This window comes from Nocardiopsis alba DSM 43377 (assembly GCF_000341225.1).
Taxonomy (GTDB): Bacteria; Actinomycetota; Actinomycetes; order Streptosporangiales; family Streptosporangiaceae; genus Nocardiopsis; species Nocardiopsis alba.
In genome coordinates this window covers 146,082-170,938 of record NZ_ANAC01000010.1, presented here as the reverse complement: position 1 = coordinate 170,938, position 24,857 = coordinate 146,082, and the positions used below count along the sequence as shown (strand labels likewise).

19 protein-coding genes, 1 tRNA gene and 1 pseudogene are annotated in these 24,857 nt (G+C 68.2%); 13 read left to right on the top strand and 8 right to left on the bottom strand.

All coding sequences use genetic code 11. From position 1 onward, the window contains the following. Positions 1–385 precede the first annotated feature (385 nt). The 4 genes from gltB to D451_RS0108030 all read left to right on the top strand — a co-directional run bounded on the left by gltB (position 386) and on the right by D451_RS0108030 (position 7,873). The gene (gene gltB, locus D451_RS0108045) at positions 386–4,948 is read left to right on the top strand and encodes a glutamate synthase large subunit (RefSeq protein ID WP_014909741.1); all 4,563 of its coding nucleotides are present in this window, start codon (positions 386–388) and stop codon (positions 4,946–4,948) included. Positions 4,949–4,974: 26 nt separating this feature from the next. Beyond that, positions 4,975–6,429, top strand: coding sequence for a glutamate synthase subunit beta (locus D451_RS0108040; RefSeq protein WP_017534053.1), 1,455 nt, complete (start codon positions 4,975–4,977; stop codon positions 6,427–6,429). 94 nt (positions 6,430–6,523) lie between these two features. Beyond that, positions 6,524–6,907, top strand: a complete 384-nt coding sequence (locus D451_RS0108035; RefSeq protein WP_026124911.1) for a DUF2784 domain-containing protein — start codon at positions 6,524–6,526, stop codon at positions 6,905–6,907. Between the two features lie 72 nt (positions 6,908–6,979). Beyond that, complete coding sequence (locus D451_RS0108030; protein ID WP_017534051.1) at positions 6,980–7,873, top strand: hypothetical protein; 894 nt, start codon at positions 6,980–6,982, stop codon at positions 7,871–7,873. 47 nt (positions 7,874–7,920) lie between these two features. Here the strand turns inward: D451_RS0108030 and D451_RS0108025 are convergent, their stop codons facing one another. Further along, positions 7,921–8,631: a maleylpyruvate isomerase N-terminal domain-containing protein gene (locus D451_RS0108025; RefSeq protein WP_017534050.1), complete on the bottom strand. Its 711-nt coding sequence runs from the start codon at positions 8,629–8,631 to the stop codon at positions 7,921–7,923. Positions 8,632–8,818: 187 nt separating this feature from the next. On the opposite strand from D451_RS0108025, the gene pyk reads away from it, so the two are divergent. Further along, entirely contained in the window at positions 8,819–10,249 is a 1,431-nt protein-coding gene (pyk, locus tag D451_RS0108020; RefSeq protein WP_026124910.1) for a pyruvate kinase, read from the top strand. Between the two features lie 118 nt (positions 10,250–10,367). Here the strand turns inward: pyk and D451_RS0108015 are convergent, their stop codons facing one another. Together D451_RS0108015 and bla are read right to left on the bottom strand one after the other, a co-directional pair. Then, a complete protein-coding gene (locus tag D451_RS0108015) occupies positions 10,368–11,318 on the bottom strand; it encodes a DUF1266 domain-containing protein (RefSeq protein ID WP_017534049.1) in 951 nt (316 codons plus the stop codon). Between the two features lie 253 nt (positions 11,319–11,571). Continuing rightward, positions 11,572–12,471 (bottom strand): class A beta-lactamase, encoded by a 900-nt coding sequence (bla, locus tag D451_RS0108010; protein ID WP_193789602.1) that lies wholly within the window; start codon positions 12,469–12,471, stop codon positions 11,572–11,574. Positions 12,472–12,600: 129 nt separating this feature from the next. Here bla and D451_RS0108005 point away from each other — a divergent pair, with 129 nt between their 5' ends. From D451_RS0108005 to D451_RS26345, 3 genes and pseudogenes are all read left to right on the top strand, one after another. Beyond that, the gene (locus D451_RS0108005) at positions 12,601–13,467 is read left to right on the top strand and encodes a LysR family transcriptional regulator (protein ID WP_014908293.1); all 867 of its coding nucleotides are present in this window, start codon (positions 12,601–12,603) and stop codon (positions 13,465–13,467) included. Continuing rightward, entirely contained in the window at positions 13,464–14,366 is a 903-nt protein-coding gene (locus tag D451_RS0108000; RefSeq protein WP_017534047.1) for a serine hydrolase, read from the top strand. Before D451_RS0108005 ends, D451_RS0108000 begins: the two co-directional genes overlap by 4 nt. A 15-nt stretch (positions 14,367–14,381) precedes the next feature. Next, positions 14,382–14,582: pseudogene (locus D451_RS26345) on the top strand (helix-turn-helix domain-containing protein); the annotation flags it as partial. A gap of 154 nt (positions 14,583–14,736) precedes the next feature. On the opposite strand, the gene D451_RS0107990 reads toward D451_RS26345, so the two are convergent. The 3 genes from D451_RS0107990 to D451_RS0107980 form a co-directional block, all read right to left on the bottom strand. Next, entirely contained in the window at positions 14,737–15,543 is an 807-nt protein-coding gene (locus D451_RS0107990; RefSeq protein ID WP_017534045.1) for a helix-turn-helix domain-containing protein, read from the bottom strand. Between the two features lie 39 nt (positions 15,544–15,582). After that, on the bottom strand, positions 15,583–16,389 hold the full coding sequence (locus D451_RS0107985; protein ID WP_017534044.1) for a helix-turn-helix domain-containing protein: 807 nt from the start codon (positions 16,387–16,389) through the stop codon (positions 15,583–15,585). A 91-nt stretch (positions 16,390–16,480) separates the two neighbouring features. After that, positions 16,481–16,554, bottom strand: a tRNA-Leu gene (locus D451_RS0107980). 160 nt (positions 16,555–16,714) lie between these two features. Between D451_RS0107980 and D451_RS0107975 the strand changes: the two genes are divergently transcribed. The 5 genes from D451_RS0107975 (at position 16,715) to D451_RS0107955 (ending at position 21,957) form a co-directional block, all read left to right on the top strand. Further along, on the top strand, positions 16,715–17,284 hold the full coding sequence (locus tag D451_RS0107975) for an ANTAR domain-containing response regulator (protein WP_014912456.1): 570 nt from the start codon (positions 16,715–16,717) through the stop codon (positions 17,282–17,284). Positions 17,285–17,662: 378 nt separating this feature from the next. Next, a complete protein-coding gene (locus D451_RS0107970; protein WP_017534043.1) occupies positions 17,663–19,237 on the top strand; it encodes a branched-chain amino acid ABC transporter permease in 1,575 nt (524 codons plus the stop codon). Between the two features lie 12 nt (positions 19,238–19,249). Further along, positions 19,250–20,239, top strand: coding sequence for a branched-chain amino acid ABC transporter permease (locus D451_RS0107965; RefSeq protein ID WP_017534042.1), 990 nt, complete (start codon positions 19,250–19,252; stop codon positions 20,237–20,239). Then, positions 20,229–21,104 carry an ABC transporter ATP-binding protein gene (locus D451_RS0107960; protein WP_026124909.1) on the top strand — a complete coding sequence of 292 codons (876 nt, stop codon included), beginning with the start codon at positions 20,229–20,231 and terminating at the stop codon, positions 21,102–21,104. Before D451_RS0107965 ends, D451_RS0107960 begins: the two co-directional genes overlap by 11 nt. Next, positions 21,097–21,957, top strand: a complete 861-nt coding sequence (locus tag D451_RS0107955; protein WP_026124908.1) for an ABC transporter ATP-binding protein — start codon at positions 21,097–21,099, stop codon at positions 21,955–21,957. Before D451_RS0107960 ends, D451_RS0107955 begins: the two co-directional genes overlap by 8 nt. Before the next feature lie 74 nt (positions 21,958–22,031). Here D451_RS0107955 and D451_RS0107950 read toward each other — a convergent pair whose 3' ends face one another. Together D451_RS0107950 and D451_RS0107945 are read right to left on the bottom strand one after the other, a co-directional pair. Then, complete coding sequence (locus D451_RS0107950) at positions 22,032–23,255, bottom strand: ABC transporter substrate-binding protein (RefSeq protein ID WP_017534039.1); 1,224 nt, start codon at positions 23,253–23,255, stop codon at positions 22,032–22,034. 172 nt (positions 23,256–23,427) lie between these two features. Further along, positions 23,428–24,651, bottom strand: a complete 1,224-nt coding sequence (locus D451_RS0107945; RefSeq protein ID WP_026124907.1) for an ABC transporter substrate-binding protein — start codon at positions 24,649–24,651, stop codon at positions 23,428–23,430. Between the last annotated feature and the right edge of the window lie 206 nt (positions 24,652–24,857).

Below are 24,857 nucleotides of genomic sequence, written 5' to 3'. Positions count from 1 at the left end.
GTGATGTCTTGACATGGAGAGGTTTGGTGAAGTTTCCTCGTGGAAACATTCGCTGAGCCGGATCCCTCGGGAACGACCCCGAGAGGAACACGCGTCGCCTCGCATCGGGCGGACGCGAACGGGACCGGAGAGAGCGCACCGCGGCGCCGTCACCGACCCGTTCGACACAGCGTGCCGCCCACGTCGAACGGTGGCGGAGGCCCGAACCACGGGCACCCCGACCACCGCCGACCCTCCGAGGCGCGCACCCTTCCGGCATCGGGAACACACCCGCCCCGGCGGGAGCGTCCCGGCGAGAGCACAACAGAATCACGCACGCAGCAGGGCCAACGTCGTCCCGAACGCGCTTTTCACAAAAGCCCACTTCATGACGACAGGAGGACCGATGCCCGCTGAACACGTGCGACGTTCGTCCGCCCGAACGAACACCGGACCGTCCCCCCAGGGCCTCTACGACCCCGCCCACGAGCACGACGCCTGTGGACTCGGCTTCGTCGCCGACCTCACCGGGCGCCGCACCCACGACACCGTGAGCAAGGCCCTCACCGTCCTGCGCAACCTCGACCACCGGGGCGCCTCCGGAGCCGACCCCGACGACGGCGACGGCGCGGGCATCCTCACCCAGATCCCGCACGAGCTCTACAGCGAGGTCTGCGACTTCGAACTCCCCGAGGCCGGCGCCTACGCCACCGGTATCGGATTCCTCCCCGTCGACGCCGCCGAACGCGCCTCGGTCGTCGCCGAGATCGACGCCATCGTCGCCGACGAGGGACTGACCCTGCTCGGCTGGCGCGAGGTCCCCTTCGAGCCCCGCTACAGCGGGCCCGCCGCCCGCGAGTCCATGCCCTACTTCGGGCAGATCTTCGTCACCGGACGCGAGGGCACCCCCACCGAAGGCCTCACCGGCATCGACCTCGAACGCCACACCTACTGCGTCCGCAAGCGCGCCGAACACGAGACCGGCGCCTACTTCCCGAGCCTGTCCCCGCGCACCATCGCCTACAAGGGCATGCTCACCACGCCCCAGCTCGAACCGTTCTTCCCCGACCTGTCCGACCGGCGCTACACCTCCGGCCTGGCCCTGGTCCACTCCCGGTTCTCCACCAACACGTTCCCCTCCTGGCCGCTCGCCCACCCGTTCCGCTACGTCGCGCACAACGGGGAGATCAACACGGTCAAGGGCAACCGGAACATGATGCGGTCCCGCGAGGCCGGACTCGCCACCGATCTCATCCCCGGCGACCTGGAGCGGATCCTGCCCATCGTCGACCCCGACGACTCCGACACCGCCTCCTTCGACGACGTCCTGGAACTCCTCCACCTGGGCGGACGCGGCCTGCCGCACGCCGTCCTCATGATGATCCCCGAGCCCTGGGAGAACCACACCACGATGGACCCGGCCGTCCGGGCCTTCTACGAGTACCACTCCACCCTCATGGAGCCCTGGGACGGCCCCGCCTCGGTGTCCTTCACCGACGGCACCATCGTCGGCTCCGTCCTGGACCGCAACGGACTGCGCCCCGGCCGCTACTGGGTCACCGAGGACGGCCTCGTCGTCCTGGCCTCCGAGGCCGGCGTCCTCGACCTGGACCCCGCCACCATCGTCCGCAAGGGCCGACTCCAGCCCGGCCGCATCTTCGTCGTCGACACCGCCCAAGGGCGCATCATCGAGGACGAGGAGATCAAGGCCGAGCTCGCCGCCGAACACCCCTACCGGGAGTGGGTCGAGAACGGCATCGTCCACCTCGACGACCTCCCCGAGGCCGACCCCGCCCCGGTCACCGAACCCGACCGCGCCCGGCAGGTGTTCGGCTACACCGAGGAGGAGCTCCGCGTCATCCTCACCCCGATGGCCCGCACCGGCGCCGAACCCATCGGATCCATGGGCACCGACACCCCCGTCGCCGCCCTCTCCACCCGACCGCGCCTGCTCTTCGACTACTTCTCGCAGAACTTCGCACAGGTCACCAACCCGCCGCTGGACGCCATCCGCGAGGAGATGGTCACCAGCCTCACCACCCTCCTCGGCGCGGAGAGCAACCTCCTGCACCGTGGACCGAACCCCGAGGCCGCCCGCCGTCTCGCGCTGCCCACCCCCGTCGTCGACCAGAGCGACCTCGCCGCCATCGTCGCCGCCGGAGAGACCGACCCGGCGCTGCGCACCCACACCATCGACGGCACCTACCCCGTCGACGGAGGCGGCGACGCCCTGAGCGCCCGCCTCGACCGGATCGAGACCGAGGTCTCCGAGGCCATCGCCGCCGGCGCCCGCATCCTCGTCCTCAGCGACCGGAACGCCGACGCCGACCGGGCCCCGATCCCCTCGCTCCTGCTGACCGGGGCCGTCCACCACCACCTCGTCCGCGAGAAGACCCGCACCGAGGTCGGTCTCCTCGTCGAGGCCGGCGACGTCCGCGAATGCCACCACGTGGCACTCCTCATCGGTTACGGCGCCTCCGCCGTCAACCCCTACCTGGCGCTGGAGACCGTCCGCGACCTGGTCCGACGCGGCACCCTCGGCGACATCGACGCCGACACCGCCGCCCGCAACACCCTCAAGGCCTACGCCAAGGGCGTCCTCAAGATCATGTCCAAGATCGGCGTCTCCACGGTCGGCTCCTACACCGGCGCCCAGATCTTCGAGGCCCTCGGCCTGGGCCAGGACGTCATCGACCGCTGCTTCACCGGCACCACCTCCCGACTCGGCGGCGTCGGCCTCGACGTCCTCGCCGAGGAGGTCGCCCTCCGCCACCGCCACGCCCACACCGCCACCCCGGCCGCCCACCGGCGCCTGGAGGTCGGCGGCGAGTACCAGTGGCGCCGCGAGGGCGAACCGCACCTGTTCGACCCCGAGACCGTCTTCAAGCTCCAGCACTCCACCCGGGTCCGCAAGTACGAGATCTTCAAGGAGTACACGAGCAAGGTCGACGACCAGGCCGAACGGCTCATGACCCTCCGCGGACTCTTCCGCCTCAAGGAGGGCGTGCGCGAACCCGTGCCGATCGACGAGGTCGAACCCGTCTCCGCCATCGTCAAGCGCTTCTCCACCGGGGCCATGTCCTACGGCTCCATCTCAGCCGAGGCCCACGAGACCCTCGCCATCGCGATGAACCGCCTCGGCGGCAAGTCCAACACCGGAGAGGGCGGCGAGGACCCGGCCCGCTTCACCCCCGACGCCAACGGCGACCTGCGCCGCAGCGCCATCAAGCAGGTCGCCTCCGGACGCTTCGGTGTCACCTCGCACTACCTCGGCAACGCCGACGACATCCAGATCAAGATGGCCCAGGGCGCCAAGCCCGGCGAAGGCGGCCAGCTCCCCGGCCACAAGGTCTACCCGTGGGTCGCCGACACCCGGCACTCCACCCCCGGCGTCGGCCTCATCTCGCCGCCGCCCCACCACGACATCTACTCCATCGAGGACCTCGCCCAGCTCATCCACGACCTCAAGAACGCCAACCCCTCCGCGCGCGTCCACGTCAAGCTGGTCTCCGAGGCCGGCGTGGGCACCGTCGCCACCGGGGTGTCCAAGGCGCACGCCGACGTCGTCCTCATCTCCGGACACGACGGTGGCACCGGCGCCTCACCGCTGACCTCGCTCAAGCACGCGGGCACCCCCTGGGAGCTCGGCCTCGCCGAGACCCAGCAGACCCTGCTGCTCAACGGCCTGCGCGACCGTATCGTCGTCCAGGCCGACGGCCAGATGAAGACCGGACGCGACGTCGTCGTCGCGGCCCTCCTCGGCGCCGAGGAGTACGGCTTCGCCACCGCGCCCCTCGTCGTCTCCGGCTGCGTGATGATGCGCGTCTGCCACCTCGACACCTGCCCCGTCGGCGTCGCCACCCAGAACCCCCTCCTGCGGGAACGGTTCTCCGGCAAGGCCGAGTACATCGTCAACTTCTTCGAGTTCATCGCCCAAGAGGTCCGCGAGTACCTGGCCGCGCTCGGCTTCCGCAGCCTGGACGAGGCCATCGGCTCCGTCGACCTGCTCGACACCACCGACGCCGTCGACCACTGGAAGGCCCAGGGCCTGGACCTGTCGCCGATCCTCCACGAGGTCGAGCCCCTCGCCGGAGACCACCGCTCCCACCGCCGTAAGCAGGACCACGGCCTCGACAAGGCCCTGGACAACACCCTCGTCCAGCTCAGCGAAGGGGCCCTCGACTTCGGTCGACCCGTCGTGCTCGAACTGCCCGTCCGCAACGTCAACCGCACCGTCGGCACCATGCTCGGATACGAGGTCACCCGACGCCACGGGGCCCGAGGCCTGCCCACCGACACCATCGACGTCACCTTCACCGGAACCGCCGGTCAGTCCTTCGGCGCCTTCGTGCCCAAGGGCATCACCCTGCGACTCCGGGGAGACGCCAACGACTACGTCGGCAAGGGCCTGTCCGGAGGCCGGATCATCGTCCGCCCCCACACCGACAGCGCCCTCGTCGCCGAAGAGCACATCATCGCCGGAAACGTCATCGGCTATGGAGCCACCTCCGGAGAGATCCTCCTCCGCGGTGTCGTCGGCGAACGCTTCTGCGTCCGCAACTCCGGCGCCACCGCCGTCGTCGAGGGCATCGGCGACCACGGCTGCGAATACATGACCGGAGGCCGCGCCGTCATCCTCGGCCGCACCGGACGCAACCTCGCCGCCGGCATGTCCGGAGGCATCGCCTACGTCCTCGACCTGAACCCCGAGAACGTCAACGGCGACATGGTCGAGATCGAGGAGACCACCGAAGAGGACCGGACCTTCCTCACCGACATCCTCGAACGCCACCACGCCGAGACCGGCTCCGCCGTCGCCGAACGTCTCCTGGCCCAGGGCGACCGCGGCCTGGACCGCATCGCCAAGATCATGCCGCGCGACTACAAGAGGGTCCTCCTCGCCAGGGCCGAGGCCGAACGAGAAGGCCGCGACGTCGACGAGGCCGTCATGGCCTCCGCGCAGTCCTGAGCCCCGCAACCGAAAGGAGGAAGAACATGGCCGACCCCAAGGGTTTCCTGAAGATCACCGAGCGGGAGCTCCCCGCCCACCGACCCGTCGACGTGCGCATCCAGGACTGGCGCGAGGTCCAAGAGGACCTCGACCGGGGGACCGTCACCCGACAGGCCTCCCGCTGCATGGACTGCGGCATCCCCTTCTGCCACAACGGCTGCCCCCTGGGCAACCTCATCCCCGAGTGGAACCACCTCGTCCACACCCACGACTGGGCCGAGGCGATCGAACGACTCCACGCCACCAACAACTTCCCCGAGTTCACCGGCCGGCTGTGCCCCGCGCCCTGCGAATCCGCCTGCGTGCTCGGCATCTCACAGCCCGCCGTCACCATCAAGAACGTCGAGGTCTCCATCATCGACCGCGCCTGGGAGGAGGGCTGGGTCCGACCCCTGCCCCCCACCCGACGCACCGGTAGGAAGGTCGCCGTCGTCGGCTCCGGGCCCGCCGGACTCGCCGCCGCCCAGCAGCTCACCCGCGCCGGCCACGACGTCACCGTCTACGAACGCGCCGACCGCGCCGGAGGCCTCCTCCGCTACGGCATCCCCGAGTTCAAGATGGAGAAGCGGCACGTCGACCGCCGCCTCGCCCAGATGACCGCCGAGGGCACCACCTTCCGCACCGGGGTCGACGTCGGCGTCGACATCACCGCCGAACGGCTCAGGGCGGACCACGACGCCGTCGTCCTCACCGGCGGCGCCACCCGGTGGCGGGACCTGCCCGCCACCGGCCGCGAACTCGACGGTATCCACCAGGCCATGGAGTACCTGCCCCTGGCCAACAGGGTCCAGGAGGGCGACCTCGAACAGGCCCCCATCGACGCGCGCGGAAAGCACGTCGTCGTCATCGGAGGCGGCGACACCGGCGCCGACTGCGTCGGCACCGCCCACCGGCAGGGGGCCGCCTCGGTCACCCAGCTGGAGATCATGCCCAAGCCGCCCACCAAGCGCCCCGACCACCAGCCCTGGCCCACCATGCCGATGCTGTACAAGGTCACCAGCGCCCACGAGGAGGGCGGCCGCCGGATCTACTCCGTCAACACCCTGGAGTTCCTGGGCGACGAACGCGGCCACGTCCGCGCCCTCAAGCTCGTCGACGTCGAACGCGGCCCGAACGGCTTCGAACCCGTCGAGGGCAGCGAACGCGAGATCCCCGCCGACCTCGTCACCCTCGCCATGGGCTTCGTCGGCCCCGAGAAGGAGGGCCTGCTCGACGAGCTCGGCGTCGAACTCGACGGCCGCGGCAACGTCGTCCGCGACGCCGAATACCGCACCAGCGTCGACGGCGTCTTCTGCGCCGGGGACATGGGGCGGGGCCAGTCGCTCATCGTCTGGGCCATCGCCGAGGGCCGCTCCGCCGCGGCCGCCGTCGACCGGGCGCTCGGCGGGGGCGGCGATCTGCCCACCGCCATCCCGCCCACCGCCCGCCCTCTGGTCTAGGGGGGCAGGTCGAGCGGGGGAGGGGCCGGGTTCGTCCCGGCCCCTCCCCGGCCGAGGGATGACACCCTCCGCGACCGACACCTACCCTCGAAGGATGATCTACCGGCTCGTCGGCGAGGGGGCCATGGTCCTTCACATGGCCTTCCTCGTCTACGTGGCCGTCGGCGGCTACCTCGCCTGGTACCGCCTCCCCGCTCTCTGGCCGCACATGGCCTGCGCGCTCTACGGGCTCGGCATCACCCTCATCGGCTGGGACTGCCCCCTCACCGACCTCGAGACCTGGGGCCGTGAGAGGGCCGGACAGGCCGGACTCCCGCCCGGCGGCTTCATCGAGCACTACCTCACCGGCGTCGTCTACCCGCGGGAGCACCTCCTCACCGTCCAGCTCCTCGTCGCCCTCAGCGTCGCGGTGTCCTGGATCGGCGCCCTCATCCTCCACAGACGTCGCCAACGCCACTCCTCTGAGAACCGGGCGTAAAGATCGCGAATGGATCCCCGTCGCGCTATTCACCCACCGGGTATGTGTGCTTACCGTCGAAGCATGACCGTTGTGACCTGGGACTCCTACCGCGCAGCAGAGCACTTCATCATGCGCAGCGCCCGGCTCGTCGACCGGCACCGCTTCGCCTACCACTTCCAGTCCGGACCGGCGGAACCCGTGCGTGCCGCCCTGGTCGCCCACCGCAATCTCGACGGGGGTTACGGCAACAGCCTCGACCCCGACCTGCGTGGGCACTCCAGCCAGCCCGTGGCCACCGAACTGGCCCTGCGCCACCTCGACGAACTGGGAACGATCCCCGAGGATCTCGGCTACGGCGTCTGTCGCTACCTGACCTCGGTCTCCAACGACGACGGAGGGCTGCCCGACGTGCTGCCCAACGTCCGCCACACCGAGGCCGCGCCCTGGTACCAGCACACCACCGACTTCTCCAGCCGTCTCGACGTCACCGCGAGCATCACGGGGTTGCTGCACAAGAACCACATCACCCACCCGTGGCGCGACCACGCCACGGCCTTCTGCTGGAAGAGGATCGACGCGCTCGGCTGGACCGACCCGCACGAGGCCATCGGTATCTGTCGATTCCTCCAGTACGTGCCCGACCGGCCACGCGCGCTGACCGCGATGAACCACCTGTCCACCATGATCCGCGCCGTCATCGACGTGCACCCGCGCGCCACCGGCCACGTCCACACTCCGTTGGACCTGGCATCGCACCCCCACCACATCGCCCGGCCCCTGTTCACCGACACCGAGATCGAACACAACCTCGAGGTGTTCGAGGACCAGCAGCGCCCCGACGGGGGCTGGGACGCCTGCTGGGACCACTGGGACACCACCGCGACCTTCGAACGCGAAGGGATGCGCACCATCCAGCGCCTGCGCATCCTGCGCGCCTACGGACACCTGGTCCCGGACCTCCCCCGGCCGCGCCGCGCCCGTTGACGACGTTCCGCTTCCGGCTCCGGGGAGGGGCCGGAGTGCGGAACACCTCAGCCCAACGCCGGAAGACGCGCCCCGGCCGCCTCCAGAACAGAACGTTCCACCCGCTCCGACGAACGCCCCGTCACCGCGCGCACGGTCGCCACCGTCGCCTCACCGCCGTCCCACACCCCCGGCAGCACCCGCTCCAACGCGTCACGATCCGCGGCCCCGAACAGGACATCGCGGACCAGGGTCAGCCCCTCCGGGGAGATCCACGGATCCCGGCCCAACGCGTCCGCCAGGTCCAGTCCGTGCAACGACAGCTCCATCACCCGCGTCAACAGGTAGTCCGTCAACGTCATCGCGTCCCCATGCCGGGTCCGCACGGCCCGGTCGAGCGGCTCGACTGCCAGACGCGCCGACAGCTCCCGCCGGACGCGACCCAACACCCGCCCCGGCTCCCCGGCGTCCGACCGCCGGGCCGCCTTCTCCACCGCGCTCTCCACCCGCGCCCGGTTCACCTCCGGGGAGAAACGGACCTCGGGCCGGTAATAGCCGAAGGCGGACACCGACACCTCCTCGGCGGCGGGGGAGGGGCCCTCCAACGCCACCGTCGTCTGGTACAAGGAGCCCACCGTGTGGACCGCCAACGCCGCCACGTCCCACGGAGGACACCGAGTGGTATAGACCGCTTCGCGCTCCGACAGGCCCGAAAGGGCGTTTTCCAAAGAGGTCGCCTCGGCCGACAGAGCGGCCAGGACACGGTCACGTTCGGACACCACGGAACCCTCCGAAGGATGACGAGAACCCTGACAGGGCAACGATCCCAGGCCTCCCGCCACCCCCGGAGCGCACCCCCTGGCCCTCACGGAGGGTCACCGAATTCACCCCCGCAGCACCTCGTATACGACGGATCGCAACCTGGTTTAGACCACTTCATCCTCCGAACGCTCTAAAGTGATACGTGTGACACGTAGAGCAAAAATCGTCGCGACCCTGGGACCCGCCACCTCGAGCCCGGAGACCCTCCGGCGTCTCGTGGACGCCGGTCTCGACGTCGCGCGACTCAACCTCAGCCACGGAACCCACGATGACCACCTCGCCGGTCTGACCAACCTCAGGCAGGCCGCCAAGGACGCGGGCCGGGCCGTCGGCGTCCTCGCGGACCTCCAAGGCCCCAAGATCCGCGTCGGCACCTTCCCCGACGGGCCCATCGAACTCGCCGAAGGCGACGAGTTCACCATCACCACCGAGGACGTCCCCGGCGACTCCACTCGGGTCTCCACCACCTACAAGGGACTCCCCGGCGACGTCCGCCCCGGCGACCGCGTCCTGATCGACGACGGCCGCGTCGTGCTGGAGTGCACCAAGACCACCAGCACGGACGTCCAGACCCGCGTCATCTTCGGCGGACCCGTCTCCAACCACAAGGGACTCAACCTCCCCGGAGTGGCCGTCAGCGTCCCGGCTCTCACCGACAAGGACGAGGAGGACCTGCGCTGGGCCCTCCACCAGGGCGTCGACATGGTCGCCCTCTCCTTCGTCCGCAGCCCGGCCGACGCCGAGGAATGCCACCGCATCATGGACGAGGAGGGCATCACCGTCCCCCTCATCGCCAAGATCGAGAAGCCCCAGGCGGTCGAACGCCTCCACGACATCATCGAGGTCTTCGATGGTGTCATGGTCGCCCGAGGCGACCTGGGCGTCGAGCTGCCCCTCGAGAACGTTCCCATGGTGCAGAAGCGCGCCATCGAACGCTGCCGCGACAAGGCCAAGCCGGTCATCGTCGCCACGCAGATGCTCGAGTCCATGATCGGAGCCCCCCGGCCCACCCGCGCCGAGGCCTCCGACGTCGCCAACGCCGTCCTCGACGGAGCGGACGCCGTCATGCTCTCCGGAGAGACCAGCGTCGGCAAGTACCCCATCGAGACCGTCGAGACCATGGCCCGCATCGTCGGCGCCGCCGAGCAGGAATCCCTGCGGGCCTCGCACATCCTCAACCGGGTGCCCGAGACGACCGGCGGGGCCATCGCCCGCGCCGCGGCCGAGATCGGCGCCACCGTCGGAGCCAAGGCCCTGGTCGCCTTCACCATGTCCGGTGAGACCGCGCGGCGCCTGGCCCGCTATCGCTCCCCCATTCCGCTGCTGGCCTTCACCACCGAGGCGAGCACCCGCGGACGGCTCTCCCTCACCTGGGGAGCCGAGACCAACCTGGTGCCCTGGGTCGACAACACCGACGACATGGTCCGCCAGGTCGAGAGCGAGCTCCTCCGTCTCGGCGACTACAACAAGGGCGACAAGATCGTCATCGTCGCCGGAAGCCCGCCCGGAACCCCCGGTTCCACCAACTTCCTGCGCGTCCACCGCCTCGGAGACACCGTCTCCCTGAGCAGCTGACGCACGGCGCCACGACGGCGCACCCCACGGGCCGCATCAGGTCCGGCCCGGAGCTCGGCGTATGAGCCGCGCCAGAGCGTTCCGGGCCGACCGGTGCGGTCGGCCGGAGACGCGGGGATCACTCCTGACCGGAGGAGACCCCGCCCTCGAAGGACACCCGTTCCAACGGCATGTCCCACGGCAACAGATTCCAGGGACTACGCGGATCCTCGTCCAGAAGCCCCAACGCCACCCACACCCGATCCGCGTCGCCCTCGTCGATCTCCACCCGACGATCCGGCCACAGCAGATAACCGGCGTGGAACGCCGACGACAACCGCCCCCACGAGGAATAGCGGCGCTGGAGATCCGAGGCCACCCGACGCAACAACGTCTGCGTCTCCACCGGACTCAACCAGTCCAACGTCGCCCCGCCGCACACCAGCCGGATGACGTGCACCGACTTCCACCACTGGTAGGCGCCGATCATCACCGTCTCGTCGCCCTCGGAGACACCGGTCACCGTCCGCAGACGCGTCACCTGCTCGGACGTCAACCGCACCATCGCACCGGTGTCCGCGCCACCGTCGGGAAAACGCGACCGGGCCAGCCCCGCCTTCAGGTCCACCACCAGATCCAGGCTCGGACCGTTGCGCAGCTCCTCCAACAGACCGTCGACCGCCGCCAACAGCGAATCACGGTCGACCACGCCCCACTGGCGCTCCAACATCCTCCGATAACGGCGACGCAGACTCGGACGGGCCACCACGTCCCACGGCTCGGCCAGGGCCACCCGGAACGGGGCGGCCACCGCGGCCGCCCACCGCTCGGTGCTCAAGGGGGCGTCGGGTGTCTTGGTGCGGATCGTGGGATGCTCCCGCGCCCCCACGACCAGTTCGGCGAACGAGCCGCCGGCCAGGACGGCCAACGGAACGAACGACCAGCCGGGAAGATCCAGGGCGACCAGCGCGACCGCGAACAGGGCCACCGGAGCCCACAGCCACGGTTGACGACGCCGGGACCCCCAGGCCACCACGACCCAGGCACCGATCACCAGCGCGCCGATCACCCCGGCCACCGCGGTCAACACCCGCTTCCCCTCTCCTCGCGCAAGCCCGTCCGGACCGGGCTTTCCGCATCAAGGATCAGGGACATCGAGTGTTCTCGGCGCCCTGAGCCACAGGTTGTACTCAGGTTGTGGCCGTGATGTGACCGGTTCAGGCCGCTGGGATCACTTAAAAGTGACAAAAGGCCTATTACGGGTCGAAAGGGCTGGGTAGATACGAAGGTTCCGGCCGCACACGACCCGGAGACCGGAACCCCGCGAGAACCTCGGAAACGCCTTACCCGAGCGCCTCCACCACCACCTCGGTGGCCTCCGCGATCAACGAGTCCTGAGGCTCGGCGTCCTCCACCTCCATGGTCGACAACACCGCCAGCACGATCGGATCGCCCTCCTCCGGCCACACCACCGCGATGTCGTTACGCGTCCCATAGCCGCCGGTCCCGGTCTTGTCGCCCACGACCCAGCCCTCGGGCACACCCGCCCGGATCACGGCGTCGCCCGTCGTGTTGCGCACCAACATGTCCACCAGGACCTCACGACGATCCTCCGGAAGCACGTCCCCCAACGTGAACGCCTCCAGGCTCCCCGCCAGAGCCTCCGGAGTACTCGTGTCCCGCTCATCACCCGGGACCGCCGCGCTCATATCCGTCTCATACCGGTCCAGGGTCGTCACATCGTCCCCGGTCAGCTCCTCCAAGGACTCCGTGAACCCCTCGGGACCGCCCAACTCCTCCAACAACAGGTTCGCCGCCGCGTTGTCGCTGAACCGGACCGTCGCGTCGCACAACTCCAACAGCGACATCCCCGTCCCCACGTTCTCCTCGGTGATGGGGGAGTGGGACACCAGCGCGTCCTCGTCATAGGTGATCACCCGCTCCATCTCCTCCAACGAGTTCTCCGACAACACCACCCCCGCCAACAACGACTTGAACGTCGAAGCGAAGGCGAACCGCTCGTCCTCCCGGAACTCCACCTCCTCACCCGAACCCGTGTCCAACGCGTACACGCCCAGACGCGTGTCGTACTCGGCCTCCAAGGCCTCGAACTCCGCCTCCACGTCCACCAGCGCGTCCGCCGACGACACCTCCTCCGAAGCGCCCTCCCCGGCGGTGCCACAACCCACCAAAGGCACCAAGGCCAACGCCGCGACCAGGCCGGACCGCACAGGACTCCACATGACAAAGACCCCCAGGAGATCGAGAGAACGGACCGGACCCGGCCCGCCCCCGTAGTCTCACCACACCCCGCCCATGCCGTCCAAGACGGAAACGATCAATCCCATGCGTTTTCGGTATGATCCCACCTCATGGACCTCGTAGGAGCCTGCGTCGCCTTCGTCCACGTCAGCGACCGAGGCAGCTTCACCCACGGCGCCGCCGCCGCGCGCATCCCCCAACCCGTCGCCAGCCGACGCATCGCCGCACTCGAGAAACACCTCGGCGCCCCCCTCTTCGACCGCTCCACACGCCACCCCACCCTCACCCAGTTCGGACACGCCGTCCTCCCCGCCGCACGCCGCCTCATCGACCTCGCCCACACCCTCGAACACGATGCCGCCACCGCCCGCCGCACACCACTGCGCATCGCCGTCCCCACCACCTGCACCACACTCGACCTCGCCCACCTCACCGCCCACGCCCGAGAACACGACCTCAACCTCGAACCCCACCCCGCACCACCCGCCCAACGCACCCACCTCCTCCACACCCACCAGGTCCGCACCGCCCTCACCGCCGTCCCACCCGACCAGGCCCACTGGAGCGCCCCCCTCGGCCTCGCTGCCCACCGACCCCCCGCCGCCCACACCCTCTACCTCGAAACCCTCCGAGCCGGCCGCACCGACACCACACCCCGCCGACGCCTCTGGATCCAACCCGAGGACGACACCCCCCACATCCGCGACCCCCTCACCCGCACCGGCACCTCACTCGGACTCCACCCCGCCCAGATCACCCTCGCCACCGACCTCAGCACCGCCACCGCCGAAGTCCTCACCAGCGACGACCTCCTCCTCTGCACACCCGCCCAAGCCGAACGACTCGACCTCCACTGGCGTCCCATCGGAGAGATACGACCCACCCGCGACCACACCATCACCGGAGAACACGCCGAAACCCTCCGCACCCACCTCCACCCGCACATCGCCCGCTGCCTCGGAGCCCACACCCCGTGATCACCCACCACCTGCGCACCGAACTCGACGAAGCCGGCCTCCACGCCTCCTTCCTCGTCCGCGACCTCCACACCGGACACGAGATCGGCATCGACCCCGACACCGAATACGCCACCGCCTCCCTCGTCAAAGTCCCCCTCGCCCTCGCCACCCTCCACCGCATCCACCAAGGCGAACTCGACGGCGCCACCCGCATCGAGATCACCCCCGCCCCGGCCGTCACCGGACCACCCGGAACCGGCCCCTTCGGCCTCAGCAAATTCCGCCACCCCGTCACCATCGCCATCGACGACCTTCTCCACCTCAGCACCTGCCTCAGCGACAACACCGCCGCCGAAGCCCTCTTCGACCTCACCCCGCCCGAGACCGTCGACCGCCTCCTCCGCGAACACGACATCCACGGCATCACCGTCCGCCACAGCATCAAGAGCCTGGGCTCCACACCCGCCGAACGCCTCGCCCCCGACGAGAACCACCTCGCCCAGACCCTCGCCATCCGCGCCGGCACCGACGGACGCGGACACGACATCCCCCAACTCGACGTCACCCTCGCCAACTCCGGCTCCGCCCGAGCCCACATCGAACTCCTCCAAGCCCTCTGGCGACCCACCGCCATCCACCCCGACGTCGCCCGACGCGTACGCGGACTCATGGCCGACAACGCCATCCGCCACCGCCTCGCCCCCGACTTCACCACCGACGCCTCCACCTGGGCCTCCAAGACCGGCACCGTCCTCAACCACCGCCACGAGATCGGCGTCGTCGAACACGAGAACGGCGAGGCCTACGCCATCGCCGCCCTCACCGCCTCCCAGGTCCCCTCACGCCACCAACCCGCCGCCGAAGCCCTCATGGGGCGTGTCGCCCGCACCCTCCGCGACCACCTCCGCTCCGTCTGACCCCGCCTCGAACGCGCCTGCGCCCTCCTCCGCGACACCGACACCCCCGTCACCGACATCGCCCTCATGGTCGGCTTCGAAAGCCTCGGCACCTTCAGCCGCACCTTCACCGAGGTCATCGGCCGCCCACCCACCCGCTACCGGGCCGAAGTGGCGCCCGTCCACGTACCCGCCTGCTTCATCAAGGCCTGGACCCGACACGGCGGTTTCGGATAAGCACATCCCCACCCCCTCGGCAACCACATCCGCGTCACCCAGCGCACCCCCATGAAGGAGATCACCGAGGAGGTCCGCAAACGCTGGGAGGAGAGCGAGCGCTGACCGACCCCGCCCGCCCGAACGAGAAGGACGGATCGTCCGGGCGGGCGGCTCAGTACTCGGGCCCCACGAAGCCATCCATCCGTGCCACCGCGTCCCGCTTGGACACGGATACGACATGCAGGTCACGACGCGGTTCCTCGCGACGTTGCACGTGCCTCTTCCAAGCGATGCCCAGCCGATCCAGGGCCTCGGTGAACAGCTCCACGATGTCGACCGAGACGTTCACGAACTGGTACCTCGGATACTCGTAATGCGTCCGCCCGTCCTTCGGCGTCTTCCGTTTCACCCGGTTGACCAGACGACAACCATCGGAGTGGATCAGGCCACGGACGAAGGGTCCGGTGTGCTCGTCCACGATCCGTCGCTGCCAGGGCTCCAGGACGATGCGGCGTTCGTGCTTCTTGCCGGGGCCGTGTTGGGGGAGAAGACACGGCCAGTGCTTCCAGTTCCCGTGCACCTCGGTGCAGCCTTGCGAGGGAACCCGGGAGACCACGTGATCCGGACGGATCAGCGCCAGAGCCCGGGCACACTCATCGATCAGTCCGGGCCGGTCGTCGGAGCACATGATCCGTAACCGCCAGACCCCCTTGGTCGGATCTCCCGCCGGGGTCAGACAACCGTCCCCCAGATAGAGCCCCAGAAGATAGGCGTAGGAATCGGGCCTGGAGGGAGGGCGGGGGATCGGCTCGCACCGGGGGCAGAGGTCGGTACCGAGATACCTGTCCACGAGAGAACGGTCTCGAGTCCACTCGCGGAGGGTGGAACGGTCGATCCCCGTCCGCCGGCTCACTTCGGTGGAGGAGATTCCGGAATCGAGCAGAGAGACGGCCAGGCGCCTGTCATGAGGTGAGTACATAGCGTGCATGTTCGCTCACGCATACGACATTCCCGGAGGTCAGTACTTGGGTCCCACGAAGGTGTCCATCCGCGCCACCGCGTCCTTGCGCGAGATCGAGACGATATGGGCGTCCCGGTAGCGGGGCATTCGCTTGTTCACATGGATCTTCCACGCGATGTCCAGTCGGTCCAAGGCGTGGGTGAAGATGTCGATGATGTCCGTCGACGCGTTCGGGAAGTGATAGCGCGGGTACTCGTGGTACTCCTCTTCGGCCCCCGAGGAGGCCTTGCGTATTCGGTTGATGACACGACATCCATCGGAGTGGACGAGGCCTCGTATGAGGGCCTGCGGATGTTCGTCCACGATCCGTCGCTGCCAGGGTTCCAAGAGGATGGGGCGGTCGTGCTTCTTGCCGGGGCCGTGCTGGGGAAAGACGCACGGCCAGTGCTTCGACGCGGCCTTGATCGCCGTACAGCCCGGCCGGTCGGCCATGAACACCTTGACCGGGAAGACCGCTTCGATCGCCGCTCGACAGTAGGCGATCAGTTGGGGGTACTTCTTGTCATAGAGGATCCACAACGTATGGACGCCGGGCCTGTTCTTGTTCTCGGTGATATGGCCATCGCCCAGATACGCGCCGAGAAGGTAGGAGTAGGCCTCCTCGTGGAGGGGCCCCGTCGAGCACCTGGGGCAGTACGTGGTTCGATCCGCTCGCCTGGCCTCGACCTCGGGGCCCCGGCGGGTGCCGTAGCGCCAGTGACGGAGAGCGCGTAGGGAGACACCACATCGAGCGGCGATCTCTTTGTCGGTCAGGCCTTGGGCCTTGAGTCGGAAGGTCTCGTCGACGATCTCGCGTGAGTACATAGCGTGCATGTTCGCTCACGCATACGACATTCCGGTTTGGAGGCCTCTGAACAGCAAGAAAGCCACCCGCGTATGGCGAGTGGCCGATCTGTGCCCCGAGTGGGATTCGAACCCACACTGTATGAGGTTTGAGCTCATCTTCTCTGCCGGTTGGAATATCGGGGCGAGTGCACTTGTCAAGTGTTTCTCTGAAATTTTTCTGCTGTCGGTTCCGGTGACGCGCGGTCAACGGTGGGGTCACGATCGACCGGCATTGCCGGGGCCGACGAACAGCATACTAGCGGATCTCGGTAACCTCGTATACGTGACGAGGACGCAGAGCCGTGTGGTGATCGCGGAAGACGAGGCCCTGATCCGCCTGGATCTCAAGGAGATGCTCGAAGAGGACGGCTATGCCGTCGTGGGCGAGGCCGGCGACGGGGAGGCCGCCATCAGGCTTGCCCGGGAACACCGTCCCGACCTGGTGATCACCGACATCAAGATGCCGGTGCTCGATGGACTGACGGCCGCCGAGCGGATCGCCGCCGAGCGGATCGCCCCGGTCGTGATCCTGACGGCCTTCTCCCAGCGTGAACTGGTGGAGCGCGCGCGTGAGGCGGGGGCGATGGCCTATCTGGTCAAGCCCTTCAGCAAGTCGGACCTGGTGCCGGCGATCGAGATGGCCACCTCCCGTTACGCCGAGTTGGCGGCGTTGGAGGCGGAGGTGGGCGATCTCCAGGATCGTCTGGAGACGCGCAAGGTCGTGGAGCAGGCCAAGGGGCTGTTGCAGAGCCGGCACGGGATGAGCGAACCGGAGGCGTTCCGGTGGATCCAGAAGAATTCGATGGATCGCCGGCTGACGATGCGCAAGGTCGCGGAGACCGTGGTGGAGACCCTCGGAGGTCAGAAGGGCTAACGAAGGTTCCGTAGGCGGGCTGAACACCCGTCGTGGATCGGATCGATCAGGGGTCGTGTCCCGTGTGGGGCGCGGCCCCCTCTTCGTGCGCGCGGGCTGTTCCGTGAGTGGTCGTTCGGACACCGACGGTGGGTCCACGTCCCTGATCAGTTCGTGTTCTCGGCATATTTCTGAACGGGTGTTCAGGGTCAATGCGTATCCCGTACCGATTTGATATCGCTTGCGCACAATGGGGTGACGGTTGGGTCACGTGGCTTAAGCGGCGCTGAATGGTCGGCATAAATCGGGCTAAACTCACCGCACCGAACAGCTAAAGGACAGTGGCCCCCGAATCCTCATATAGGGGTGCCACCTACCTCAGATGCGCAAGGAGCGCGCGTGCGCACACGCCTCGTGACCGTGTTGCTCGCCCTGATCACCGCATTCCTGGTGATCCCGGGGGCGGCGGCGACGGCAGACGAAGAGGGCGGTGAATCGCTGCACGGTCAGATCGTTCAGCCTGATGATCGTGATCAAGGTGTCGAGGGCATCGAGATCACGGTCTTCCAGGAGGGCGACGAGATCGTGGCGGCGGCCACCGACCCCGATGGAATGTGGGAAGCGGAGCTGCCCGGACCGGGCACCTACCGTGTGGTGGTGGACCAGGAGTCCATCCCCGACGATTTCGCCGTTCGTGAGACGCCGATGCTCTCGAACGGTGAGGCGGAGGTCGAGGTCGAGTCCGGAGACCGGCGGCCGTTCATCGTTCTTCTGGACGTGGCCGGGGCCTCGTCGGGTGCGGAGGCCGAGCGGTCGGAGTCTCCCTCTCCGGACGACGAGGCGACCGAGGGCGACGACGAGGGGTCGTCGGCCGAGGACGAGTCGGTGGAGGTCGAGGGCGTCAGCGGCGGCTTCGGCGAGCGCTTCGTGCAGCTGACCGCGGCCGGTCTGCTGTTCGGCCTGGTCATCGCGGTCTCCGCGATCGGTCTGTCGCTGATCTTCGGGACGACGCAGGTCATCAACTTCTCGCACGGTGACATGGTCACCTTCGGCGCGATGATGGCGTTGCTGTTCAGTTCGGGCGCGGCCGGTATGGGCAATTCGCTGTTGGCGATCTTCGCCGGTCTGGGTGTGGCGGTCCTGTTGGGCGCCTTCATGGAGGGCAGGCTCGGCCGTACGGTCCTGGTCGCCCTTCAGTGGGTGTCGGTGATGGCCGGTATCGCCCTGGCGACGGTGCTGGGCGTCTTCTTCCCGGATCTGGGGTGGAAGGTGCCGCTGTGGGCGGCGGCCGGTATCGCGGTGGTCATGGGCGCCGTGTTGGGCGGCTCGTTGGAGCGTTACCTGTGGCGTCCGCTGCGCAAGCGCAATGTCGCGCTGATCCAGATGTTCATCGTCTCGATCGGTCTGGCGTTGGTCCTGCGGCACGTGATCCTGGTGATGTTCGGTGCGAACCGGTCGCGTTACGCGGGTTTCCAGGTGCAGGAGTTGGTGCACATCGGGCCGATCTCGATGCCGCCCCGGGATCTGGTGATCATGGGCGTGGCCGTGGTGGTCCTGGTGCTGGTGGCGTGTCTGTTGCAGTTCACGCGGATCGGAAAGGCGATGCGCGCGGTCTCGGACAACCGGGATCTGGCGGAGTCCTCCGGTATCGACGTGGACCGGGTGACGCTGTACGTGTGGCTGCTCGGTGGCGGTCTGGCGTCGCTGGGCGGTGTGCTCTTCGGTTTGAACCAGGTCGTCGACTACGAGATGGGTTTCCGTCTTCTGTTGCTGATGTTCGCCGCGGTGATCCTCGGTGGTCTGGGCACGGCGTACGGAGCGATGGTCGGCGGTATCTCGGTCGGTCTGGTGGCGATGTTGTCCACCCTGTGGTTCCCCACGCAGTTGATGCAGGCGTGGGCTCTTGCCCTGATGATCCTCATGCTGTTGGTCAGGCCTCAGGGTCTGCTCGGGCAGCGCGAGCGGGTCGGCTAGGAGAGGTTGACGATGGATATTCTCATGATCCTCGCCGAGGCCGCTCGATCCGCGGTGGGTCCGATCGCCGCGATCTACGCGCTGGCGGCGGTCGGTCTGAACATGCACTTCGGGTACACGGGGTTGCTGAACTTCGGCCAGGTCGGCTTCATGCTGGTGGGCGCCTATGGCGTCGGTATCAGCGTGGCGGTCTTCGGTCTGCCGGTGTCGGTCGGGTTCCTGGTGGGTCTGGCCTGTGCCGTGGTGTTGGCGTTGCTGTTGGGTATTCCGACGCTGCGGTTGCGGGCGGACTACCTGTCGATCACGACGATCGCGGCGGCGGAGGTGCTGCGTCTTGTGTACCGGGCGAGTTTCGCCGAGTCGGTGACCAATGGCGTGTACGGGTTGCAGAACCTGTCGTCGGGGTTCCGCGCGGTGAATCCGTTCGACGGGGGCGCGCGGTACGGCTTCGGTTCGTTCGTGTTCACGGGCAACCAGCTGTGGTTGATGACGGTGGCGTGGGGCCTGGTGGGCCTGGCCGTGTTGTTGACCTGGTTGTTGATCCACAGCCCGTGGGGGCGTGTGATCAAGGGCATCCGTGAGGACGAGGACGCGGTGCGCAGCCTCGGTAAGAACGTGTTCGCCTACAAGATGCAGGCGTTGGTCCTGGGCGGTCTGCTGGGTGCTCTGGCGGGCGCGATGCTCGCGATGCACCAGGGGGCGATCCAGCCGGACCAGTTCAAGCCGCAGGTGACGTTCTTCCTGTGGGTGATCCTGCTGTTGGGCGGCGCGGGTCGTGTGTTCGGTCCGATTCTCGGTTCGATGGCGTTCTGGTTCTTGATGAGTTTCACCGACGGGCTCTTGAGGTGGATGGGGCGCGAGGGTTGGTTGCCCTTCCTGTCGGGTCCGGACTTCGGTGCGATCCAGTTGGCCTTCGCCGGTGTGATGTTGGTGCTGTTGATCGTCTTCCGTCCGCAGGGGCTCATCGGCGACCGCAAGGAGATGTTGGTCAATGTCAAGTGACGAGGTGAACGGTTCCGCGGCGGTCGTCGACCGGATGGCGGGGGCGCTGCCCGAGCCGGGGTCGGCCAAGTCGGATCCGATTCTGGTGGTCGACGGTGTGAAGCGTTCCTTCGGCGGTCTGACCGCGGTGGACGTGGAGCATCTGGAGGTCCAGCGGGGCACGATCACGGCGTTGATCGGGCCGAACGGCGCGGGCAAGTCGACGTGCTTCAACCTGTTGACCGGGTTCGATCGGGTCGACTCGGGTCGGTGGACGTTCGAGGGGAGGTCGATCAACGGCAAGCGGGGTCACCAGGTGGCCCGGGCCGGGATGGTGCGGACCTTCCAGTTGACCAAGGCGCTGACGCGTCTGTCGGTGCTCGACAACATGTTGTTGGGAGCTCAGGGGCAGACGGGCGAGCGGATGGGGGGCGCGTTCCTGCGCTCCGTGTGGGGTCGGCAGGAGAAGGTCAACACCGAGCGTGCTCTGGACCTGTTGGAACGCTTCAAGCTGATCGACAAGCGTCGGGACATGGCCGGGGCGTTGTCGGGTGGTCAGCGCAAGCTGCTGGAGATGGCGCGCGCGTTGATGACCGATCCGAGCATGATCATGCTCGACGAGCCGATGGCGGGGGTGAACCCGGCGTTGGTGCAGTCGTTGTTGCACCACATCACGTCGTTGCGCGACGAGGGCAAGACGGTCCTGTTCGTGGAGCACGACATGGACGTGATCATGGGGATCAGCGACTGGATCGTGGTGTTGGCGCAGGGGCGGGTGATCGCGGAGGGTCGTCCTTCGGACATCCGGTCGAACCAGCAGGTGATCGACGCCTACCTGGGTGCCCAGGAGGTCGAGGACGAGGGCTCGGTGAGTGGCGATGAGTGAGGGCAACGGGGCCTCGGGTTCCGGGCCGGAGGAGGTTCCGGTCGAGGCGGCGGAGGCGTCCGCCGTCCAGGAGCACCGTGAGGAGCTTCTGGAGCAGGCGGAGGCCGCCGCGGTGGAGGTGGGCGGTCCGGAGGATTACCTGCTTCTGGCCAGGGACATGGTGGCCGGCTACGTGCCCGGGGTGAACATCCTCAACGGGTGCACCTTGACGCTCACCGAGGGCGAGGTCGTGGCGATCATCGGGCCGAACGGCGCGGGCAAGTCGACGTTGATCAAGACGATCTTCGGTCTGATCCCGGTGCGCGAGGGCTCGTTGACGCTGCGGGGTTCGAGTATCGCCGGGTTGCCGGCGCACAGCCTGGTGGAGCGGGGCGTGGGTTACGTTCCGCAGACGCGGAACGTGTTCCCCTCCCTGACGATCGAGGAGAACCTGCAGATGGGGGCGTTCCTGCGTCCTCGGACGTTCTCGGAGCGGTTCGCGGTGGTCTCGGAGTTGTTCCCGTTGTTGGGGGAGCGGCGTCGGGCGAAGGCCGGGTCCCTGTCGGGCGGTGAGCGTCAGATGGTGGCGATGGGTCGGGCGTTGATGATGAACCCGTCGGTGCTGTTGTTGGACGAGCCGACGGCGGGGTTGTCGCCGATCTATCAGGAGGAGGTCTTCCAGCGGGTCAAGGAGGTCAACTCCACGGGTGTCTCGGTGATCATGGTGGAGCAGAACGCCCGGCGGTGTCTACAGATCTGTGATCGTGGATACGTCCTGGATCAGGGGCGTAACGCCTATACGGGTTCGGGGCGGGATCTGTTGAACGATCCGAACGTGATCGAGTTGTACCTGGGGACGCTCGCCAAGGGGTGATCCGGTGGTACGAGGAGGGGGTGGGCCCGCGGGCCCACCCCCTCTCTTCGTTCCTCGCGCGGTGCGCCCGTCGGTCAGTGGCCGTCGGCGCTGTAGTCGACGTAGTCGAGGATCTCGTAGCCGTCGGGGCCGAAGTGGAAGACCTCGAAGGTGGCGGAGGTGGGGTCGCCGTTGTCGTCGAAGTCGATGTCGCCGCTGACGCCCTGGTAGTCGATGCTCTGCCCCTCGGCGAGCAGATCGCGGCATTCGGCGAAGGCGGTGCACTCGGTGCCGTCGGGGCGGCTGATCTCGGGGAGGTGTTCGACGTATTCCTCGGGCGAGGTGGAGCCGGCGGATTCGGCGGCCAGGGCGATGGCGGTGACGCAGTCGTAGACCTGGGGCGCGAACTGGAAGACGTCGAGTTCGGGGGCGAAGGCGCGGAGTCCTTCGTTGAACTCGGGGTTGTCGGCGCTGGGCGCGACCCCGGTGGTGCCTTCGATGAGGCCGGGGGCGTCCACGGTGATGGTCTCGGCGAGGCCGGGGTCGTTGAGGCCGTCGGTGAGGTAGAACCGCTCGCCCCCGATGTCGCTTTCGAGGAGCGCCGCCATGACCTGGGCGCCCTCTTCGAAGGAGATGAGGGCGACGGCGTCGGGGGCGGCCTCGACGATGCCGCCGACGACGGCGCCGAAGTTGGTGCTGTCGGGATCGTAGGTCTCGGTGAGGACGACGTCGATGTCGAGGGCGCGGAGTTCCTCTTCGACGGTGGTGAGGTAGCCGGTGCCGTAGCCGTCGGCGCGGGCGACGACGGCGACGGAGGTGTTGCCGTCGTCGGCGATGCGCCGGGCGAGGACGGGGCCGGCCATGAGGTCGCTGGGGGCGGTGCGGAAGAAACGGCCGTCGTCGTCGATGTCGGTCAGGTCGGGGGCGGTGCTGGAGCCGGAGCACTGGACGATGCCGGCTCCGGTGACGGTGTCGTAGGTGGCCTGGCTCATGGCGGAGGAGGCGGCGCCGATGACGGCGTTGACGTCGTCGCTCACGAGGCCGTTCGCGGCCTCGTCGGCCCGGGTGTTGTCACCGCCCTCGTCGGCCCGGACGGGTGGGGGGACCTCGGCGCCGAGGATGCCGCCGGCCTCGTTGATCTCGGAGATGGCGTATTCGGCGGCGGCGATCTGGGCGGGGCCGAGGAAGGACAGGGATCCGGTCTGGGGATAGAGGATCCCGTAGGTGAAGGTGTCCTCGGTGTCCCCGGTGAGGGAGCAGGAGGCGAGTACGAGGGCGAGGGCCGCTGTGGACAGCGCCAGGGCTGGTCGGGTCGTCATGGGGGTCCGTTCGAGTGGGGTTCCCGGGTCGTGTGGCGGTCGGGCGGGATGGGGGACGACCGTGTCCGGGGGATGACAGCCGTACGGGGGTGCGGGGCGGGGCCCCGCACCCCCGATGGGCGCGTCTGGGTGTCGCTGGTGGTCTCACCTCGGGGGCGTTACGCCCGGGAGGTCACTCCTCGGAGGAGTACTCCTCGTAGCCGAGGACCTCGTGGCCGTCGGGGCCGTAGTGGAAGACCTCGAAGGTGGCGGAGGTGGGGTCGCCGTTGTCGTCGAAGTCGATGTTGCCGCTGACGCCCTGGTAGTCGATCTTCTCGTCGTTCTCCAAGAGGTCGCGGCATTCGGCGAAGGTGCCGCACTCGGTGCCGTCGGGGCGGCTGATCTCGGGGAGGTGCTCGACGTAGTCGGCCGGGGAGGTGGAGCCGGCGGACTCGGCGGCCAGGGCGATGGCGGTGACGCAGTCGTAGACCTGGGGCGCGAACTGGAAGACGTCCAGGTCGGGCGCGGATTCGCGGAGTCCTTCGTTGAACTCGGGGTTGTCCGCACCGGGGGCCACACCGGTGATGCCCTCGACGACGCTGGGGTCGTTCTCGTTGACGGTGGTGCCCAGGTCGGGGTCGTTGAGGCCGTCGGTGATGTAGAGCTGGTCGCCTTCGAGGCCGCTCTCCAGGAGCTCGGCGACGACCTGGGCGCCCTCTTCGAAGGAGATGAGGGCGACGGCGTCGGGCTCCTCACTGCTCACGGCGTTGATGACGGAGTCGAAGCTGGTGGCGTCGGGGTCGTAGGTCTCGGTGAGGACGACCTCGGCTCCCAGGCCCTCGAGCTCGTCCTTGACCGCGCCGAGGTAGCCGTTGCCGTAGTCGTCGGCGCGGGCGACGATGCCGACGCTGAGCTGGTTGTTCTCGACGATCTTGCGGGCCAGCACGGGGCCGGACATCAGGTCGCTGGGCGCGGTGCGGAAGAAGTAGCCGCCGTCGTCGATGTCGGTCAGGTCGGGGGCGGTGTTGGATCCCGAGCACTGGACGATCTCGGCACCGGTGATGGTGTCGTAGGTGGCCTGGGTCATGCCGGAGGCCGCCGCGCCGATGACGGCGTTGACGTTGCTGTTGACGAGGCTGTTGGCGGCCTCGTTGGCCTGGGCGCCGTCGCCGGCCTCGTCACCCTCGACGATCGCGGGGACCTCGGCGCCGAGGATGCCGCCGGCCTCGTTGATCTCGGAGATGGCGTATTCGGCGGCGGCGATCTGGGGCGGGCCGAGGAAGGCGAGGGCACCGGTCTGGGGGTAGAGGATCCCGAAGGTGAACTCGTCACCTCCGTCGCCGTTGCCACACGCGGTCAGCCCCAGTACCAGGGCCGCGGTCGCGGCGGTGAATCCTAGGACCTTCTTGCTTGCCATGATCGTGGTCGCTCCGTTCAACCGGCGTCGCACGGCCTGGGTCGGGGGGTGGCCGTGCCGATGGTGAGGATGTGTTCTGATGCCCTTGATGTGTGGCATGGCTTAATCAGGAACTTTAGGGGAGCTTAATCACGTAAGTTCGGCTTCGGGAAGTGTGGGGGAGTGGTTGCGTCCTACTCGCCTCCGTGCCGTTATGAAGCTGTGGT